This is a genomic window from Paenibacillus sp. OK076, assembly GCF_900110055.1.
Lineage (GTDB): Bacteria > Bacillota > Bacilli > Paenibacillales > Paenibacillaceae > Paenibacillus.
This window is the reverse complement of the sequence record NZ_FOCH01000009.1, coordinates 1-20,015: the sequence shown is the minus strand read 5'-3', so window position 1 is coordinate 20,015 and position 20,015 is coordinate 1. Positions and strand designations below refer to the sequence as shown.

At 48.4% G+C, this 20,015-nt stretch carries 20 protein-coding genes; 19 read left to right on the top strand and 1 reads right to left on the bottom strand.

The features are described 5' to 3' along the window. Positions 1-296 precede the first annotated feature (296 nt). The 18 genes from nadA (at position 297) to BMY78_RS30850 (ending at position 18,073) form a co-directional block, all read left to right on the top strand. Positions 297-1,235 (top strand): quinolinate synthase NadA, encoded by a 939-nt coding sequence (nadA, locus tag BMY78_RS30935; RefSeq protein WP_024633731.1) that lies wholly within the window; start codon positions 297-299, stop codon positions 1,233-1,235. A gap of 36 nt (positions 1,236-1,271) precedes the next feature. After that, positions 1,272-2,891, top strand: coding sequence for an L-aspartate oxidase (gene nadB / locus BMY78_RS30930; protein ID WP_090905195.1), 1,620 nt, complete (start codon positions 1,272-1,274; stop codon positions 2,889-2,891). Continuing rightward, positions 2,888-3,754, top strand: a complete 867-nt coding sequence (gene nadC, locus BMY78_RS30925) for a carboxylating nicotinate-nucleotide diphosphorylase (RefSeq protein WP_090905193.1) — start codon at positions 2,888-2,890, stop codon at positions 3,752-3,754. Before nadB ends, nadC begins: the two co-directional genes overlap by 4 nt. Before the next feature lie 6 nt (positions 3,755-3,760). Continuing rightward, positions 3,761-4,531 (top strand): type III pantothenate kinase, encoded by a 771-nt coding sequence (locus BMY78_RS30920; protein WP_090905191.1) that lies wholly within the window; start codon positions 3,761-3,763, stop codon positions 4,529-4,531. A 95-nt stretch (positions 4,532-4,626) separates the two neighbouring features. Further along, entirely contained in the window at positions 4,627-5,517 is an 891-nt protein-coding gene (gene hslO / locus BMY78_RS30915) for an Hsp33 family molecular chaperone HslO (protein WP_076292131.1), read from the top strand. Positions 5,518-5,541: 24 nt separating this feature from the next. Beyond that, complete coding sequence (locus tag BMY78_RS30910; protein WP_177185936.1) at positions 5,542-6,492, top strand: peptidyl-prolyl cis-trans isomerase; 951 nt, start codon at positions 5,542-5,544, stop codon at positions 6,490-6,492. Between the two features lie 339 nt (positions 6,493-6,831). Then, positions 6,832-7,770, top strand: coding sequence for a cysteine synthase A (gene cysK / locus BMY78_RS30905; RefSeq protein ID WP_090905187.1), 939 nt, complete (start codon positions 6,832-6,834; stop codon positions 7,768-7,770). Between the two features lie 141 nt (positions 7,771-7,911). Continuing rightward, entirely contained in the window at positions 7,912-9,483 is a 1,572-nt protein-coding gene (locus BMY78_RS30900) for an anthranilate synthase component I family protein (RefSeq protein ID WP_090905249.1), read from the top strand. 46 nt (positions 9,484-9,529) lie between these two features. Continuing rightward, entirely contained in the window at positions 9,530-10,105 is a 576-nt protein-coding gene (gene pabA, locus BMY78_RS30895; protein WP_090905185.1) for an aminodeoxychorismate/anthranilate synthase component II, read from the top strand. Between the two features lie 2 nt (positions 10,106-10,107). Beyond that, entirely contained in the window at positions 10,108-10,992 is an 885-nt protein-coding gene (locus tag BMY78_RS30890) for an aminotransferase class IV (RefSeq protein WP_090905183.1), read from the top strand. Then, positions 10,989-11,852, top strand: coding sequence for a dihydropteroate synthase (gene folP, locus BMY78_RS30885; RefSeq protein WP_090905181.1), 864 nt, complete (start codon positions 10,989-10,991; stop codon positions 11,850-11,852). Before BMY78_RS30890 ends, folP begins: the two co-directional genes overlap by 4 nt. Before the next feature lie 102 nt (positions 11,853-11,954). After that, positions 11,955-12,317, top strand: a complete 363-nt coding sequence (gene folB / locus BMY78_RS30880) for a dihydroneopterin aldolase (RefSeq protein WP_090905179.1) — start codon at positions 11,955-11,957, stop codon at positions 12,315-12,317. A 9-nt stretch (positions 12,318-12,326) separates the two neighbouring features. Continuing rightward, positions 12,327-12,875 carry a 2-amino-4-hydroxy-6-hydroxymethyldihydropteridine diphosphokinase gene (gene folK / locus BMY78_RS30875; protein ID WP_090905177.1) on the top strand — a complete coding sequence of 183 codons (549 nt, stop codon included), beginning with the start codon at positions 12,327-12,329 and terminating at the stop codon, positions 12,873-12,875. After that, on the top strand, positions 12,827-13,030 hold the full coding sequence (locus BMY78_RS30870) for a helix-turn-helix domain-containing protein (RefSeq protein WP_090905175.1): 204 nt from the start codon (positions 12,827-12,829) through the stop codon (positions 13,028-13,030). Before folK ends, BMY78_RS30870 begins: the two co-directional genes overlap by 49 nt. Positions 13,031-13,166: 136 nt before the next feature. Continuing rightward, positions 13,167-14,186 carry a tRNA dihydrouridine synthase DusB gene (gene dusB, locus BMY78_RS30865; RefSeq protein ID WP_090905171.1) on the top strand — a complete coding sequence of 340 codons (1,020 nt, stop codon included), beginning with the start codon at positions 13,167-13,169 and terminating at the stop codon, positions 14,184-14,186. A 244-nt stretch (positions 14,187-14,430) separates the two neighbouring features. After that, positions 14,431-14,907: a transcription elongation factor GreA gene (gene greA / locus BMY78_RS30860; RefSeq protein WP_076292137.1), complete on the top strand. Its 477-nt coding sequence runs from the start codon at positions 14,431-14,433 to the stop codon at positions 14,905-14,907. A 121-nt stretch (positions 14,908-15,028) separates the two neighbouring features. Continuing rightward, positions 15,029-16,546, top strand: a complete 1,518-nt coding sequence (gene lysS / locus BMY78_RS30855) for a lysine--tRNA ligase (protein ID WP_090905169.1) — start codon at positions 15,029-15,031, stop codon at positions 16,544-16,546. A 189-nt stretch (positions 16,547-16,735) separates the two neighbouring features. Further along, positions 16,736-18,073, top strand: coding sequence for a TrkH family potassium uptake protein (locus BMY78_RS30850; RefSeq protein ID WP_090905167.1), 1,338 nt, complete (start codon positions 16,736-16,738; stop codon positions 18,071-18,073). A 146-nt stretch (positions 18,074-18,219) separates the two neighbouring features. On the opposite strand, the gene BMY78_RS30845 is transcribed toward BMY78_RS30850, so the two are convergent. Beyond that, entirely contained in the window at positions 18,220-18,819 is a 600-nt protein-coding gene (locus BMY78_RS30845; RefSeq protein ID WP_090905165.1) for a TetR/AcrR family transcriptional regulator, read from the bottom strand. Between the two features lie 77 nt (positions 18,820-18,896). On the opposite strand from BMY78_RS30845, the gene BMY78_RS30840 reads away from it, so the two are divergent. After that, positions 18,897-19,454 carry a hypothetical protein gene (locus tag BMY78_RS30840; RefSeq protein ID WP_339847933.1) on the top strand — a complete coding sequence of 186 codons (558 nt, stop codon included), beginning with the start codon at positions 18,897-18,899 and terminating at the stop codon, positions 19,452-19,454. Positions 19,455-20,015 lie beyond the last annotated feature (561 nt).

Genomic DNA, 20,015 nt, shown 5'->3' with positions numbered 1-20,015 from the left:
TTTATAACACCATCTGCCTATCGTGGCAGATGACTAAAGAGAGCCTTCGGGCTCTCTTTTTTTATGTATTCCTTCAAATTGTATAGATAATGATAACCGGGAGCTTTAGGGCGAACCACGTAGGAAATGGGCGGTTATGTCCTTGTTCTGGGGCGTTTTCATTTATTGACAGAGTCGTGAACGTTGTGTACATTAGGTGTTAAACCGCTTGTGATTCGTTTCTCAAGCGAAAATAACGACTTGGATTTGCCATATAAAACAGCGTAGAGGCTGTTCCGATAAGGAGAGGATCACAGGTGGAAGCTCTGGCTTTAGAGCGCAAGGCTGAGATGAACCGGGAGCTGCGTGAGCGGCTGATGGAGTTGAAGAAGGAACGGAATGCCATTATTCTTGCCCATTATTATCAACGTGACGAGGTACAGGAGGTCGCTGATTTCCGAGGAGATTCGTTTCTGCTTGCTCAGAAGGCAGCGCAGACCGATGCGGATGTTATCGTTTTTTGCGGGGTTCATTTTATGGGTGAAAGCGCTAAAATTCTTGCTCCTAACAAAACGGTTATTATTCCCGACGAGCGTGCAGGCTGCCCAATGGCAGACATGGTGAACGTTGAAGGCTTACGTAAATTGAAAGCACAGCACCCGAATGCCAAAGTTGTAACGTACATCAATTCTTCAGCTGAGATCAAGGCAGAGACCGACATCTGTTGTACATCGGCCAATGCTGTCAGAGTCATTCAATCTGTTGATTCCGATGAAATCATCTGGGTACCGGATAAAAATCTGGGACATTATGTGCAACAACATACAGACAAGAAAATGATTATCTGGGAAGGTTACTGCAATACCCATGATATGCTGACGGTCAAAGACGTGGTTGAAATGAGAGCGAAGCATCCAAATGCCGAGTTTGTTGTTCACCCAGAATGTCGTCCTGAGGTTGTAGAGATGGGTGATTTCGTAGGTAGCACAACCGCCATTCTGGAATATTGTAAAAATTCATCCGCTAAGGAATTTATCGTAGGCACTGAGGATGGTACAGGATACCAACTGCGTCTCGATAGCCCGGACAAACAATTCCACTTTGCTACCAAGTTCCTTGTATGTCCGAATATGAAGGTCAACAACTTGAAAAAGCTGGTTAAATGTCTCGAAACGATGAAGCCGCAGATTTACGTGCCACCGGCTGTTGCTGACAAAGCCAGAGAATCACTAGAGCGCATGTTACTGGTGAAGTAGCATGCGCTACTCTTGCTCCAAGACAGGTGAAATAACATGATACCGCAATATTTAGTGGATTTTGATCTGTCCGCGCTGCCGATGGTGGAGACGGATGTGCTGGTTATTGGTTCAGGCATTGCTGGTTTGTTTACTGCGATCAAGGCGAGTGAACAACGCAGTGTGTTGATGATCACGAAGAAGTCGTTACTGGAAAGTAACACCCGGTATGCGCAGGGTGGCATTGCTGCGGTTATTGCTGAGGATGATTCACCTGCCTATCATTTGCAGGATACACTTGTTGCCGGAGCGGGATTATGCCGCTCCGAAGCAGTCGAAGCATTGGTGAACGAGGGCCCGGACGGCGTGAAAGAACTGATTCGACTGGGTACTTTGTTTGATCTGGAGAACGGCGAGTTGGCGTTGACGCAGGAAGGTGCGCACAGCCACCGCCGTATTTTGCATGCCAATGGAGATGCAACGGGATATGAGATTGTGCGTGCATTGGCTGCGCAGGCGAATGAACATCCCGGGATTGAAGTGTGGGATGAGCATTTTGTCATTGACCTGATTACAGAGCAGGGAGAATGTGTAGGTGCGTTGGTTCAGAAGGCTGACGGTTCGCAAGTATTTGTGAAGGCAGAGGCAACCGTATTATGCTCTGGTGGGGCTGGACAGTTGTACCGATATACCACTAACCCGGAAGTGGCTACAGCAGATGGTGTGGCGATGGCCTATCGTGCCGGAGCGGTTGTCCGGGACATGGAGTTTATCCAGTTCCACCCGACCTCCCTTTGTTATCCGGGAGCCCCACGTTTCCTGGTGTCCGAGGCTGTTCGTGGCGAAGGAGCCTATTTGCGCAATGTGAAAGGCGAGCGCTTCATGGAGCGATATCATGCACAGCTTGAACTGGCACCACGGGATATCGTCGCCCGGGCCATTGTCAGTGAGATGGAATCGACAAACAGTACGTTTGTATATTTGGATATCACTCATGAACCGGCGGAGATGATTAAGCATCGGTTTCCTACCATCTATGAGACCTGTATGCGATACGGACTGGATATGACCACAGACTGGATTCCTGTCGCTCCTGCTGCACATTACATGATGGGTGGAGTGAAGACCGATCTTAGCGGGGAGAGCAGCATTGGCAGGTTATTTGCCTGCGGTGAGGTATCCTCTACTGGAGTGCATGGCGCTAATCGCCTGGCAAGCAACTCTCTGTCTGAAGCCATCGTCTTTGGCCGGAGAATTGTGGAGCGTATTCAATCCCTTCCTCCGCTTGCTCCACTGCAGACAAGTGTTCCCGCATCAACAAGCATTCGCAGGAGTATAAAGGAAGAGCAGAAGCCGGTGTCCGAAAGACGCTTGCGTCTGCAAAAAATGATGGTGCGTCAAGTGGGGCTGCGCCGGAATGGCGATAACCTGCAAGCAGCAATAGAGAAACTGCAACAAGAACTGCAATTTTTTGATCAGAAGTTTACTCACAAAGAAGAGATGGAATATGCCAACTTGTTGACCTGTGCCTGGTTGGTTACCACTGGAGCATTACACCGCGAGGAAAGTCGGGGAGCCCACTACCGTGAGGATTTCCCGCAGCGTGACGATGCCGTATGGCAGAAGCATAGTCTGCAGCAGCGAGAACAAGCGATTGTGGAGGAATTGATGTCATGATACTGAACGGATATAATGAAGGACTCATCGAATCAATCAAAAACTGGCTTCGTGAGGATGTCGGTGCAGGGGATGTCACAACAAGTGTGACGATTCCCGCTGGCAGTCAGTCCAAGGCCGTTATACATGCCAAAGACAATGGAATCATTGCAGGAATTACGGTAGCAGAACTCGTGTTTCAGGTAGTGGATTCTGGCCTTGTGTTCACAGCGATGGTAAAAGACGGTGACGCAGTTACCCGTGGTACGATTCTTGCAGAGGTAGAAGGGAGCACACATAGCTTGCTGACAGGAGAGCGTCTGGCTCTTAACCTGCTTCAGCGTATGTCTGGTATCGCTACCCGCACACGTACCTATGTTGATGCGTTGGAAGGCCTTTCTACACGACTGGTCGATACTCGTAAAACAACACCGGGACACCGCCTGCTTGAAAAATATGCAGTGCGGGTTGGTGGCGGAGCAAATCACCGGTTCGGCCTCTATGATGCCGTCATGATTAAGGATAACCACATCAAGGGCGCAGGCGGGATCACTGAAGCGGTACAGCGTGCCCGGGCCGTCATTCCGCATACAATGACCATTGAAGTCGAGACCGAAAACCTGGAACAGGTCAGAGAAGCCTTGCAGGCTGGGGCAGATATCATTATGCTGGATAACATGCACCCAGATCGGATGCGTGAGGCCGTCGCTCTTATTCGTGAGCAGGCTCCGCATGTGAAAGTTGAGGCATCGGGCAACGTCTCGCTAAATACCATTCGTGGTATTGCAGAGAGCGGAGTGGATGTAATTTCAGTTGGCAGGTTAACCTACTCTTTTGAGAGCCTGGATATCAGCCTGGATTTAAACGAAAAGAAAGAGGGGTGAACCTCTTTGATTCTTGTGGTAGACGTGGGCAACAGCAACATCGTACTCGGTGTGTATCAAGGCCGGGAGTTGCTCCACCATTTTCGCCTGAGCACATCCCGTCAGTCGACAGTGGATGAATATGGCGTAATGATTTATAATTTATTTCATATGTCGGGTATTTCAACACGCGACATTGAAGGTGTGATCATCTCATCCGTGGTTCCGCCGTTGGTGAATGTGATTGAAGCCATGTGTGAGAAATACGTAGGCAAAAAACCGCTACTCGTTGGGCCTGGTATTCGAACCGGCCTGAACCTGCGGTATGAGAATCCTCGTGAAGTTGGCGCGGATCGCATTGTTAATGCAGTAGCAGCCGTTGAGAAGTACGGCGGCCCTCTCGTTGTGGTCGATTTCGGTACAGCGACCACATTTGACTGTATTGACGAGAAAGGAAATTATCTGGGCGGGGCTATCGTACCTGGCATCCATATTGCAACCGAAGCGCTCTATGAACGGGCGTCCAAGCTACCTCGCATTGAATTGGAGAAGCCCAAGAAAGTCATTGGTCGCAACACCATTCATGCGATGCAGGCCGGCATTATTTATGGTTATGCAGGACAGGTGGACGGCATTGTGGAGCGTATTCGCGAGGAAATGGGAACCAAACCCAGAGTTATTGCAACTGGTGGCCTTGCCAAGCTGATTGCAGAAGAAACACGCAGCATCGAGGAAGTGGATCCGCTGCTTACGCTTGAAGGGCTGCGTATCGTTTATGAGCGAAACCGGGAAAGGTAAGAACAGAGACGGCAAACAGCGGGCTGAGATTACAGTCTTATATGTTATGCCGTTTTTTCTATAACTGGCGATTACGCCAAAGGAGGCTGAATGACTTGGAAAACAACAACAAACAAGACCGGTTGATTCGCGGTACAGCAATGAACGGACGGGTTAGGGCCTTTGCTGTTCAAACGACGGAACTGGTTGAGGAACTGCGCAGAAGACATGATACGTTTCCCACGGCTACAGCAGCTATGGGGCGTACGGTTACAGCAGCATCCATTATGGGTGCTATGCTTAAGGGAGAAGAAAAGCTGACGATTCAAGTCAAAGGCGACGGCCCCATTGGACAGATTGTTGCCGATGCTAATGCGAAGGGTGAAGTTCGTGGTTATGTAAGCAATCCACATGTACATCTGCCAAGCAACAGTATGGGTAAGCTGGACGTTGCTGGCGCAGTCGGAACAGAAGGATTCGTGAACGTAACCAAGGATCTGGGGCTGAAAGAGCCTTATCGCGGTAGTGTACCGATTATTTCGGGAGAACTTGGCGAAGACTTTACGTACTATTTTGCCAAATCGGAGCAGACGCCTTCTGCTGTAGGCGTTGGTGTACTGGTGGATACCGACAATTCGGTTATTGTAGCCGGTGGATTCATTGTGCAGTTGCTTCCAGGTTTAACAGATGACGAGATCACCGTGATTGAAAATGCCATTGGCACAATGCCACCAGTGACGTCTCTGCTGGCTGAGGGGCTTGAACTGGAAGCACTGCTTCGTCGCGTACTGCCTGATGTACAGGTCATGGACGAAATGGATATCCATTTCCACTGTGAGTGTTCACGTGAGCGGGTAGAGAAAACGTTGATCAGTCTGGGTCAATCTGAAATGGAACAATTGATTGAGGAAGAAGGCCAGGCTGAAGTAGTCTGCCAATTTTGCAATGAGGCTTACGATTTCAACAAGGAACAACTTGAGACCATCCTAGAGCAAGCCAAGAACTGATTTTATGCGGGGATGGGACGCGGAATGACAAGACAGGAAAAAGGGTTATGGACGGCTGTAATTGTCTTGACGCTTGGAATGCTGGTAATGGGTTCGGTTATGGTTGTGCAAGGCTTACGGAATGGACGTGAAGGAGCAGATTCACCTCAGGATACCAATCAGGAAGAGGGAAATGCGGTAGCAACGATCAATGGGGAGGTCATCACCAACAAGGAATGGACCGATGCATTGAAACGGCGCTATGGCAGTGAATTGCTGCTCCAGATGCTCAATCGCAAAGCTGTATATGCGGAAGCACTCGATCGTAATCTGACGGTGACTCCCAAAGAAATTGCGAAGGAACTTGCCGCGGCGACGGATGGATATGATTCGGAGAAGGCTTATTTTGACGAAATGCAGTCTCAACTGGGTTTATCCAGGCAAGATCTTGAGTTGGAGGCGGGATACCGACTTCTGCTTGAGAAAATTGCGACGAGCGGTATTCAGATTAAGGATGCAGATATCGAGCATTACTGGACCGAACACCATGAAGACTATGTTTCCCCAGAGAAATATGATCTGTCTACCATCGTATTGAAGGAAGAGGAACAGGCTGAGTCAGTGCTGGATGCGCTCGACAAGGGAGCAGACTTTGAAGAAACCGCACGTAATGAATCGACAGACAGTTACTCCCGTGATGCGGGCGGTCGTCTGGGATGGATCGAGCAGAACGATCCGTTTCAGTCCGAAGCACTCCTCAAACTTGCAGCTCAACTGGACGTTGGCGATATTGCAGGGCCGGTGAAGGTGGAAGAAGGCTACGCCATCATTAAAATGAATGACAAACAAGAGCGTCAGGTGCAACCTGCAGAAGAGGTTCGCGAAGAGATTCGGATGCAGTTGGCTCTCAGCCAGGCCGACCCCTTGCCTCAGGTTGAGGAAAGGTTACGCAACAAGTATGAGGCTGTCATCATCGCTGAAATTCCGGCATCCTGATTATCCTGCCAACAAATGTTCTGCTGCATCTTGATAAAAATACTCTGTCTACGGCCTTAGGGCCCAGGGCGGAGTATTTTTTTGAGTCCTCATATTGACAATGGGGTGTAACGTTGATAAGATAAAAATAATCAAAAACCTACTCATTTACTCGGATTAAAACCATTTATATGAACAAAGAAATCTTCGGAAAACCCAGGCTCTGTCCGGTTTATTGCAGACGGAATGGACTCAGACGGATTTCCGTAGTTCTTTTATAACATCTAGAGGCTGCTCGGCCGCACATGCATGTGGCAACAGGACTTAAGTAGTATTCATCCCACTAAGGAGGGCATTCATATGGCTAAAGTAGTTAATAACGTAACAGAACTCATCGGAGGTACTCCGCTTGTTCGTCTTAACCGTATCGTACCTGAAGGCAGTGCTGAAGTGTTCGTGAAACTGGAATACCAGAATCCAGGTTCAAGCGTCAAAGACCGTATCGCGATTAGCATCGTGGAAGAAGCGGAAAAAGAAGGCAAGCTGAAACCGGGTGATACCATCATCGAAGCAACAAGTGGTAACACAGGAATTGGACTAGCTATGGTGGCTGCAGCCAAAGGCTACAAGTCTGTTATTGTTATGCCGGAAACGATGAGCATGGAGCGTCGTAACCTGCTTCGCGCTTACGGAGCTGAGCTTGTGCTCACACCGGGAGCCGAAGGTATGAATGGTGCAGTTAAAAAAGCTGAGGAATTGCTTAAGGAAAATCCATCTTATTTCATGGCTGAGCAATTTAAAAATAAAGCCAACGTGAAGATCCACCGTGAAACGACTGGCCCTGAGATTGTTGAAGCTATTCAATCTGTAGGCGGTACGTTGGATGCTTTCGTTGCAGGAATCGGTACAGGCGGAACGATTACAGGTACAGGTGAAGTGTTGAAGGAATCCTACCCTGGGATCAAAATCGTTGCCGTTGAACCAGCGGCTTCGCCAATCTTGGCAGGTGGCAAACCGGGCCCTCACAAAATCCAAGGGATCGGTGCTAACTTTATTCCTGAGATTCTGGATCAGGAAATCTATGACGAGATCATTCACATCGAGAATGACGATGCGTTTGAGACGGCTCGTCAGGTAGCGAAGGAAGAGGGCATTTTGTCCGGTATTTCTTCTGGAGCAGCCATCCGTGCAGGTCTGCAAGTGGCTAAACAGTTGGGTGCAGGCAAACGCGTTGTCGTGATCGTGCCAAGTAACGGTGAACGCTACCTCAGTACGCCACTTTACAACTTCGAAGTTTAAGTGTAACAAGTGATGAAACAAATCCTCCTTGCCCGCATGCCGGGTGTGGAGGATTTTTTGCTGAATGCTTTTAAAAGCAGCGGCGCTTTAGTATACTATCAGACAATAGAACTAGCGACAGATGGAGGGCGGCAAACCGCAATGACACACCTGATGACAACATACGCCGACTGGACAGAGTGGGCCGGAGAAGGTTGGACCATGATGCCGTATATAACTAAGTCGGATAAGGGACCGTATCATGGCGGTTTACCGTTAACGTGGGAAGCAGCCTGGCAGCAGGCGTCACCCTATGCAATGGTACTGGAGAATGGTAAAGGCGGAAGATATACCTTTCTGGGATTAAACCCGGTATCCGTTATTTCCGGCAAGGGCAACGAGGCTGTTATTCAAGATCTCATTCAAGGCGGTACCCAAACAGATAGTGGTAAACCACTTGAAGTATTAAAAAGGTGGGCTGCGCCATACCGTGCACCAAAGGTGAGCGGGGCTCCAGACTTTGGCGGTGGATGTGCAGGCTATCTGAGCTATGACGTAGCCAGATCCCTGGAAAAGCTGCCAAACTTGGCAGAAGACAACCCGGCTCTTCCGGATTATTGGTGGATGCGGTTTGAAGAAATATGGGCGTATGACCATGAGCAGCAGGCACTGTTCTGCATGGTTCATCTGGCTGTACGGCCGAATCAGGATGAAGCTCAGCTTCGCGGGCTGTACGCAGAAGCAGAAGAGCGAGCAGCGGCCATGCAGCAGCGATGGCTGCATATTTTGGGATTTGCCCAGGCGGAAGAGCAGCAGCAGGCATTGGAGCATCGTCATAGCCACATTCATCTCAGTGCGCAATCAGCGGATTCGGAGGGGGAAACGGAAGGATGGCATACTTCCTTTCCTCAAGAGGACTTTGAGCAGGCGGTACGCACAGTGCAGGAATATATCCGGCAAGGGGATGTGTTTCAAGTGAACCTGTCCCTGCGGCAGGAAAAACGTCTGAAGTCCAGTGCAGAACATATCTATGAATGGCTGCGTCTCGTGAATCCATCTCCTTATATGGGGATGCTGCGTAGTCCGGACTTTCAACTGGTGAGCGGTTCACCTGAATTGCTCGTCAAGGTGGATAATCGCAAGGTAAGCGCTCGTCCGATCGCAGGCACTCGGAGAAGAGGCCGAGATGAAGCTGAGGATGACTTGATGGCCGCTGAGATGCTGAACAGTGAGAAGGAACGGGCAGAGCATATTATGCTGGTCGATCTGGAGCGGAATGATATCGGTCGAATTGCAGCCTACGGATCAGTGCATGTGCCTGAACTGATGACGATCGAGAAGTATTCGCATGTCATGCATCTGGTGTCTCAAGTCGAGGGGACGCTGGCAGACGGACTATCGGTATTTGATGTGATTGCAGCGACGTTCCCAGGTGGAACGATTACGGGTGCACCCAAAGTTCGCACCATGGAAATCATTGAAGAACTGGAGCCTGTGCGTCGTGGACCGTATACAGGTTCGATTGGGTGGATGGACTACAGTGGCAATATGGAGTTGAACATCGTCATTCGTACACTTTCCATTAAAGATGGAGTGGGCTATGTACAGGCAGGAGCGGGCATCGTTATCGACTCCGATCCATATCGGGAATACAAGGAGTGCCGCAACAAGGCAAGAGCCATGATGAGGGCAGTGAACTACAGCGAGGAAGCGGAAGCCGTTAAATTAAAATAATCAAGCAGCCGTCCTGTGTGGACGGAAGAATAGGAGGAACAAAGATATGATACTGGTTATCGACAATTATGATTCCTTCACATACAACCTGGTTCAATATCTGGGTGAACTGGGGGAGACGGTGGAAGTTCGCCGTAATGATGAGATTGATCTGGCAGGCATTGAGGGGTTGGCACCTGATCATATTTTGATCTCACCGGGGCCTTGTACTCCGAATGAGGCCGGCATTAGTCTGGCGGTCATTGACCACTTCAAGGGCAGTATTCCGATCTTCGGCGTATGTCTGGGACATCAGGCGATTGGACAGGCTTTCGGAGGTAATGTTATTCGTGCGGACCGCATGATGCATGGCAAAACATCAGAGATGCATCATAATGGAACATCCGTATTTACCGGATTGCCATCTCCCTTCACGGCAACGCGGTATCACTCTTTGATCGTGGAGCGCAGCAGTCTGCCAGATTGTCTGGAGATTACGGCCGAGACGGCGGAAGGCGAGATTATGGGCTTACGTCACAAGGAATATGCGATTGAAGGTGTTCAGTTCCATCCCGAATCCATCATTACGGATCACGGTCATCAAATGCTGCGTAACTTCCTGTCTCAGCAGGTAAAGGTATAGAGATGAAATATGCCGCGATAAACGGAGAATTGGTTAATATGGCGGCAGCCGTGGTTCCGGTGACGGATCACGGCTTTTTGTACGGACTTGGATTGTTCGAGACGTTTCGGACGTATCAGGGAGCCCCTTTTCTGCTGGAGCGTCATTTGGAGCGGATGGCTTCAGGGTGTCGTGAACTGGGCATTCCATTCACAGCAACAGCAGCGGAGGTAACGAACTGGATCAGCAATCTGTTGCTTGCGAATGAACTCCAGGATGCCTATGTGCGCTATACGGTATCTGCGGGCGAGGCTCCGCTCGGACTACCTTCAGGAGATTATGGGAAACCCAATCATATCGTATTGGCAAAAGCACTACCTGAACCCTCTCCATCTCTATATGAAAATGGGAAAATGCTTCAACGTCTGTCGACGCCCCGCAACACGCCTGAAGGAGAAGTGCGGTTCAAATCACTGCATTACATGAACAGCATTCTGGCGAAACGGGAACTGAACGGATACGGGCAGCATGTGCAAGGAGCGGAAGGGCTGCAACTAACCCGGGAGGGCTACATAGCTGAGGGGATTGTCAGCAATGTGTTCTGGGTGAGACAAGGCGTACTCTATACGCCAGCACTTGCTACTGGTATTTTGCCGGGAATCACCAGAGCCGTTGTACTGGAGCTTGCAGCTCAGCAAGGAATGCCTTGTCAGGAAGGGCTGTTCCCTTGGGAGGAGCTGTTGCAGGCTGATGAGATCTTTTTGACAGGGTCTGTTGCTGAACTCGTTCCAGTTACTATATTGCGGGATCAAGCTGGAACGGAAACGGTAATCAGCAGCGGACATATAGGCCCGGTTACAGAAGCACTTCTGGGTATGTACCGGCAGAAAGCGGGGTATACTTCATGACACTTACACCAGTCATTTATGAACGGAATTATGCGTGGGGGCCAGCGGAGCTAAAACTTGGCACACGTACACTTATTATGGGTATTCTGAATGTCACACCGGACTCCTTCTCGGATGGGGGACGTTATACCAATGTGGAGCGAGCGGTGGCTCACGCCATTCAGATGATGGAGGATGGCGCGGACCTCATTGATATTGGCGGGGAATCTACACGTCCGGGTTCAGATATCGTTGGTGCTGATGAAGAGCTCAGCCGGATCATTCCGGTCATTGAAGCACTGCGGCAGCAGGCTCCACATATTCCGATATCGGTGGACACCTATAAGGCAGATGTCGCTCGTCAGGCCATTCAGGCTGGAGCACACATCATCAATGATGTGTGGGGTGCCAAGGCTGACCCGGAGATGGCACGTACTGCGGCAGAGCTGGGATGTCCTCTGATCCTAATGCATAACCGGCAAGAACGAGACTATACCAACTATTTGGTTGACGTAGTCAGTGATCTTCAAGAGAGTATACAGATTGCGCTAGAGGCCGGAGTACACCCCGATCAGATTATTCTGGACCCGGGCATTGGCTTTGTGAAGGATCTGAACGAAAATCTGGTGCTCATGTCATCGCTCGGGTTACTCAATGAGATGGGATATCCCGTTCTGCTTGCCACCTCGCGTAAAAGGTTTATCCAGAACACCTTACAGGTACAGGCAGATGATGCGCTGGAAGGTACGGCCGCTACGGTTGCTTTTGGCATAGCCCAAGGATGCCAGATGGTCCGGGTTCATGATGTGAAGCCGATTCGGCGCACGGTGGACATGTGTGATGCCATGCTGTATGCCTCTCCAGGCTTGCGGAGGAAATGATGTTGGCGGGTTCGGTGACCCGTCCAGTGAAAGCGCAGCGTTTTGCAACAGGAGCGAATTTCGAACCATGATTTCATTATATATAGAGGGCAGGCGGAACTTATGGATAGAATGGTAATGCATCGAATGGAGTATTACGGATATCACGGCGTATTTGCCGAGGAACGGAAGCTGGGGGCGCGTTATTATATTGATCTGGAGATCGATATGGATCTGGGCGAGGCTGGGCGTACCGATGATTTGACCAAAACCATCAATTATGCGGAAATCCATGAGCTGGTGAAACAGATCGTTGAAAATAAATCATTCCAGTTAATTGAAGCTTTGGGCGAACATATTGCATCTTCTTTACTAGACACTTATACTATTATCAATGCACTGACAGTCAAGGTGACGAAGCCACATCCGCCTTTTGATATTCATTTTGGGGGCGTGACTGTAGAGCTTCGCCGCACAAGAAAGTGAGAACCGATCATGATTGCACATTCGACCTCTGAATCTTCAGAGGCTTATATTGCTTTAGGGGCTAATTTGGGTGACCGGGAACAGACGCTGCTTGAGGCGTTAACGTTGCTGGATGCACATCCTCATATATCCGTCTTGCGCTGTTCTGCGTTGTATGAGACGGAGCCTGTAGGTTATGTGGACCAGCCAGCGTTTTTGAATATGGCAACTGCGGTACAGACTACACTTTTGCCGGAGCAGCTGCTCATGGAACTGCTGGATATTGAAACAAGGCTTGGGCGGGTTCGTGATATCCGTTGGGGCCCTCGTACAGTCGATTTGGATCTGCTTTGGATGGATGGAGAGACAAGTGATACCGAACGGCTGCAATTGCCGCATCCACGGATGGGTGAACGGGCGTTTGTATTGGTGCCACTGGCTGACATCGTAACCGAAGACGAGCATTCAGGTTTGTATGCCTTTGTACAATCATCGTTGTCTGTACTGGATGGAAAGGATGGAATACAGCTTTGGAAAACGTGCAATTGGCCAATCGAATCCGGGCTTTCCGGAAGCTGAAAGGTTTAACACAACAGGAACTCGCTGCTGAGACGGGCATATCTCTGGCCGTTCTGGGTATGATTGAACGAGGCAACCGCAAAGTAGTTGAACGGGAGTTGAATCTAATTGCCGGGGTACTGTCGATCAGTATTGAGGAATTACAGGGGAACTAAGGCCGCTTTTTACTAATTACCACAAGAAAACATCGTCATTATTCGTTTATTTTATACAGCAAGAAGTATTAAAGAATTAAAAACAACCAGGATTCATACAAGAGTCTCGGATTTAAAAAGGAGTGGGACGACTACCATGCTTAAAATTGGTGACATTGAAATGAAAAACCAGGTCGTACTTGCGCCGATGGCTGGCGTATGTAATCCGGCTTTTCGTCTGATCGCAAAAGAATTCGGAACAGGCCTCGTATGTGCGGAGATGGTGAGTGGCAAAGCCATTGTACATGGTAACAAGCGTACGCGTGAGATGTTGTTTGTCGATGAGCGTGAGAAACCGCTGAGCCTGCAAATTTGGGGGGGAGATCGCCAAGCCCTCGTAGAAGCAGCCAAAATTGTGGACAAAGAAACCAATGCTGACATCATCGACATCAACATGGGATGCCCTGTGCCTAAAGTGACGAGCTGTGATGCAGGTGCACGCTGGTTGCTTGATCCGAACAAAATTTATGAAATGGTATCCGCTGTAGTGGACGCGGTGGATAAGCCGGTTACCGTCAAGATGCGGATCGGCTGGGATAACGAGCATATCTACGTGGTTGAGAATGCACTTGCGGTTGAACGTGCTGGCGGCCAAGCGGTAAGTGTGCACGGCCGTACACGTGAACAGCTCTATACAGGCACAGCGGACTGGTCACACATCAAAAATGTAAAAGAGGCTGTCTCCATCCCGGTGATCGGGAACGGAGATGTATCTTCACCGGAAGATGCCCGTCGCATGTTGGATGAAACGGGTTGTGACGGAGTGATGATCGGTCGTGCCGCCCTGGGTAACCCATGGATGCTGTATCGTACCATTCAATACCTGAGTTCCGGCGAACTGCTTCCTGACCCGAATGGGGAAGAGAAAATTCGGGTTGCCATTTTGCATATGGACCGTCTGATTGCACTGAAGGGTGAGGCTGTTGCTGTTCGCGAGATGCGTAAACACCTGGCTTGGTATCTGAAAGGGCTGAAAGGATCTGCCCGCATCAAGGACGTTATTATGGAAGAAACCAAACGTGATGAGATGGTGCATATTCTGGAGAATTTTGTATCCCAGCTGCATATCGAAGGCAATCTGGAGTCAGAACCGGCACTAGCCGAAAATGCTTCCTGATCTCCTGCTGTAAAACGTTTACAGCTATAGGGGGCGTAACATTGACTTTTCGAGACCGTTCCCCTATAATTTCACAGTATAAATTCGCCATGTGCGTCATAAGGCTAGTGCATCAGGAGGAACGTTCTGTTTCTCCGGAGAACTTCATATAGTTTTGAAGATGTATGCGGGCGGAGCTCTGTAAACAGCACCGGTTCCGTTGCCGTGCAATCAAATTATTCCCATGACAGGAGAATCGGTTGAGATGAGCGATAAGGAAGTTATCCTTACACCAGAGGGACTTAAGAAGCTTGAAGAAGAACTGGAAATGCTGAAATCAGTGAAGCGCCGCGAAGTGGCTGAACGGATTAAGGTAGCCATCGGGTATGGAGATATTAGTGAAAACTCCGAATACGAAGACGCGAAGAACGAACAGGCTTTCATTGAAGGCCGCGTTATTACGTTGGAGAAATTGCTCCGGAACGCACGGATTATCAACAGCGACGAGATCGATACCGAAGCTGTAAGCGTGGGTGCAACAGTCACTGTAGAAGATCTGGAATTCGGTGATATCACGGAATATACGATTGTAGGTACTGCGGAGTCCAATCCGCTGCAAAACAAAATATCGAACGAAAGCCCTGTTGGCAAAGCCATTCTGGGCAAGAAAAAAGGTACGGTTGTTGATGTAAGTGTGCCTGCTGGCGTAATTCAATATAAAATTGTAGACATCAAAAAGTAATATAAGCAATGAAGCAGTCGGGTACGGAGACAAAAGCTTCCTTAGGGAAGCTTTTTTCAACATTTGAGGCAGAATACCTCTGAAGATGCCTGCAATGTAAATAAGGAGATGAATATAGATCATGACGGATGAAGTCTTGAATCAGGAAACCGAAACCGAACTAAGTGAGCTTTTACAAATTCGCCGCGACAAATTGGACGAGCTCCGCAAATTGGGAATCGACCCTTTTGGCCAAAAATACGTACGTACGGAAGAAGCCGGCTCCATTCTGAAGAAGTATGAAGGACTGACCAAAGAAGAGCTGGAAGAGAAGCACATCGAAGTCAGTATTGCCGGACGGATTATGGCGAAGCGGGGAATGGGTAAAGCGAGCTTTGCACATATTCAGGACCTGAGCGGCAGAATCCAGATCTATGTTCGTCAGGATACTGTGCCGGAAGACAAATACGCCGCGTTCAGCCTGCTCGATCTAGGGGATATTGTAGGTGTCTCTGGGGTAATCTTCAAAACCAAGACAGGTGAGACTTCGGTTAAGGTTCAAAACCTTGAAGTATTGTCCAAATCACTATACCCACTACCGGATAAATATCATGGACTCGCGGATGTAGAGCTGCGTTACCGTCAGCGCTATGTTGACCTGATTATGAATCGCGAAGTGCAGCAGACCTTCATTACTCGTTCCAAAATCATTCAGTCGATGCGCCGTTACCTGGATTCTCTGGGTTATCTGGAAGTGGAAACGCCGACGCTGCACACCATCGCTGGTGGAGCCGCTGCGCGTCCATTCATCACGCATCATAATGCACTTGATATGGAATTGTACATGCGGATTGCGATTGAGCTTCACCTGAAACGTCTGATTGTAGGCGGTCTGGAGAAGGTATATGAGATCGGCCGTGTATACCGTAACGAAGGAATGTCGACACGTCATAACCCTGAGTTCACGATGATTGAACTTTATGAGGCATATGCCGATTATCAGGATATCATGCGTTTGACTGAGAATCTTGTTGCTCACATTGCACAGGAAGTGCTTGGTACACAAGTTATTCAATATGCAGACTATCAAGTGGATCTTACACCACAATGGCGTCGTGTAACGATGGTAGACGCGGTTAAGGAAGTTGTAGGCGTGGACTTCTCCGTGCACATGACGGACGAGGAAGCTCATCGTTTGGCGAAAGAACATAAGGTTCCAGTTGAAAAGCATATGACATTTGGTCATATTCTGAATGCATTCTTCGAACATTTTGTAGAAGAGACGTTGATTCAACCAACCTTTATTATGGGGCATCCGGTTGAGATTTCGCCGCTGGCGAAGAAGAGCGATGTAGACCCACGCTTCACGGACCGCTTCGAGCTGTTTATCGTTGGACGTGAGCATGCAAATGCCTTTACGGAGCTGAATGATCCAATTGATCAGCGTCAGCGCTTTGAGGCACAATTGCTGGAGAAAGAACACGGGAACGACGAAGCACACGAAATGGATGATGATTTCATCCGTGCGCTCGAATATGGTATGCCACCAACAGGTGGACTGGGGATCGGTATTGACCGTCTGATCATGTTGTTGACCAACTCGCCGTCCATTCGTGACGTACTGCTCTTCCCGCACATGCGTCCTCGTACACAGGATTAAATAAGGAACGTTTGACTCGTTCATAATAGAAGAGGAACCTGCCGTTCAGTATGATGCTGTGGCAAGTTCCTCTTTAGGTTTACATAGGCATCGAAGTGACAGATTCGTCTGAAGAGCATGTGTTATCAAAGTGTGGTGTCAGAATTTGTTCGCCTACCTGCTTGTATTATGTTAAAAGAGGTGCCCTCCATGAAGTTTAGGCTTCACATTGCTAAATTCCTATCACCCCCATTGATTCTGGTTGGTGGTTTTATGCTTATTATCATGATCGGTACGATTCTGCTCATGCTACCTATCTCCAATCAAAGCGGTGAGCATTTGGCGTTTATTGATGCGCTGTTTACGTCTACCTCTGCCGCATGTGTAACCGGGTTGGTTGTAGTGGATGTAGGGACAACCTTCAACCTGTTTGGTCAAATTGTGATTATGGTGCTTATGCAGCTAGGTGGACTTGGCTTCATGACCATCGCAACGTTGTTTGCATTAGTATTAGGTAAGCGAATTTCGCTGAAGGACAGACTGCTGCTGAAAGAGGCGATCAACGCTGACAGTATGGAAGGCATTGTTCGCATTATCCGCAAAGTGCTGATTTTTTCGTTTACCATTGAAGGTGTGGCTGCCGTTATACTGGCATTGCGCTGGGCAACGGAGATGCCTTTTTGGCAGGCGGTATACTATGGTGCTTTTCACTCGGTATCATTATTTAATAATGGTGGTTTTGATCTGTTTGGCAACAGTTTTCAGTATTATACAGGCGACTGGTTGTTTAACCTGACAGCTTCCGTACTGGTTATATCGGGTGGACTTGGCTTTGTGGTGCTGAATGATTTGTTTGAGTTCCGCAAGCGTCGCCGCTTATCGTTGCAGTCCAAACTGGTATTGTCCGTCTCAGGTACGCTGATTGGTATTGGTGCCATTGTACTTTTTGTATTTGAATTCACCAATGGGCACACTCTGGCGCCTCTCAGTTGGAGCGAAAAGATCTACGCCTCGTTCTTCCAATCGGTCTCTACACGTTCGTCGGGTACGAGCACCATTGATATTACCCAGATGAGGCAGGCAACCCAGTTCTTCTTCATTCTGTTAATGTTTATTGGGGCTTCTCCGGGATCAACCGGGGGTGGGATCAAGACGACAACGTTTCTGATCATGATTGGAGCGGTGTATGCCATGATTCGTGGCAATAAAGATATTGTATTTTTCCGTCAGCGTGTTCCGAAAGATTTGCTGATGAGAGCATTGACGATTATTATGGTTTCCTTGATCATATTCATGGTTGTGGTAATGTTACTACTTACGACAGAGGACGCACCGTTCCTTTCACTCATGTTTGAGGCGGCCTCGGCAATTGGGACAGTAGGTTTGTCGGTGGGGGTAACGCATGAATTAACGGCATGGGGAAAAGTAATTATCGCCTTCACGATGTTTATCGGACGTATCGGGCCACTCACTATCGCATACGCACTTCGTCCGCGCAAAGAGAAGAAGCTGTATCGCCATCCGGAGGGCCGGATTATTATTGGATAAAAAGAAAACCGTCACGCATCTAGGACTAACCCTTTATGGAATAGGTTAGTTACAACGAATGCCTGACGGTTTTTTTTACATAGAAGCAAATACTCGGTTCCTGTTGGTACGAAGAGTAGAGCTGTTTTGATTGATTTGACGGTATGTTATTCTGCATCCCGGCATAACGTTGCAAGATGCATAGTAAGGATATCCTCCATGATCTTGGTGTTCATCTGGTCAGGACGAAGAATCGCATGAATTCCCAAACCGTCGACCAGTGCGTACAGCCGTTCAATTTCCAGCTCCTTATCAAGGTCTGTACGGGAGAGATTGAGCTCCATGAGGTAGGTGATAACCGTAGCCATCGCGTGTCGGAGCTCGTTATAGACTTTGTCGGCATGCTCTTTGAGAACAGGGTCGCTTTTGGACTTGGCTGTAAAAGCGTACCACACCTCCATTTCGGCCATTTTTTCATCCGTGCTTGGCAAGAGTTCTAATAACAGAAGCTTCATATTCTCCAAAGGAGATGAATTAAAGGACATCTGTGTGATTCGATTCGATACCCGTTCGGATACCAGATTCATTGCGTATAGGAGTAGTTCCGATTGGGTTGAAAAGTAGTGGCGCATAGACCCGGCCGATATTCCTGCTTCTACCGCAATATTTCGTACGGAGGCCTGTTCCATGCCATCTCTTCGGATGACACGCCAAGCCGCTTCGGCTACGAGCAGACGTTGTTTATCATGATCAACTATTTTAGGCATATAAGGATTATATCATTGTTGATTATTATAATACAAACGTGTTAAATTGTATTTAATACATTTGTATTATAAAAGGAGTGGATCATTTGATTGCCTATTTTATTATTGGATGTGAGATTGCCTTCTGGGTATTTGTCGCTACAGGTCTGAGTGTGCGTTATCTGCTTGGGATGAAACGGACAGGGATTGCGCTGTTAATGGCAACGCCGGTTGTGGATGTTCTTCTTATGGTAGCGACGGTGATGGATCTTCAACGGGGTGCTACAGCAAGTATGGTTCATGGCATTGCAGCTATATATATAGGTGTGAGTATTGCCTATGGTCATCAGATGATCGCTTGGGCTGATCGTTATTTCCTATATTGGTTCAAAGGTGGAGATAATCCTCGGAGCAGTAAGGTGTACGGCAGTGAGCATGCTAGTCGTGAAAGAGTGGGATGGCTTAGACATCTATTGGCTTGGTGCATAGGTAGCATGTTTCTGCTCGCGATGATCTGGTGGATTGGTGATACGGAGCGTACTGCGGCATTTTCTAATCTCATAAGAGTATGGGGAATCATATTGGGAATCGATTTTATAATCAGCTTCAGTTATAGTTTATGGCCGCGAAAGATGCCTGTGAAGAAAGTGAAGTAACATATCCTTGGATAGGAGGGGAGAACGTGCGGAATATCTGTGAGAGAAAGGTGATCCGCATGTTCTGGCAAGAGCGTGTCTAATGATGATTAATGGGAGCTAAAACAAGCCTGGCTTCAGAAGTGTAGTTCATTGAGAGAATAGATATAATTTATTGAAAATAAAGCTTGCATTCGAAATCTGTACATGGTATATTCTAATTCCGGCCAAGAAAACACGAGAAACACGGTGCGGCAAGCAAAACAACTAAGCTTCGAAAGAAACTTTAAAAAAAGAGCTTGCAAAGTTGGTTCGGATGTGATAAGATATAAAAGTTGCTGAGGTGAACAACACACGGCAATGAAACAAGTTTGATCTTTGAAAACTGAACAACGAGTGAGTAAACATTCTGCTTGCAGAGTGAACGCGAAAGTTTGAGACAAGCCTTGGCTTGGATCGACTGGAGCATAAAATGAGATTTTTAATCTCGTCAGTTTCAAAATGAGCTTATCGCTCTTTTCAATACTTTATTGGAGAGTTTGATCCTGGCTCAGGACGAACGCTGGCGGCATGCCTAATACA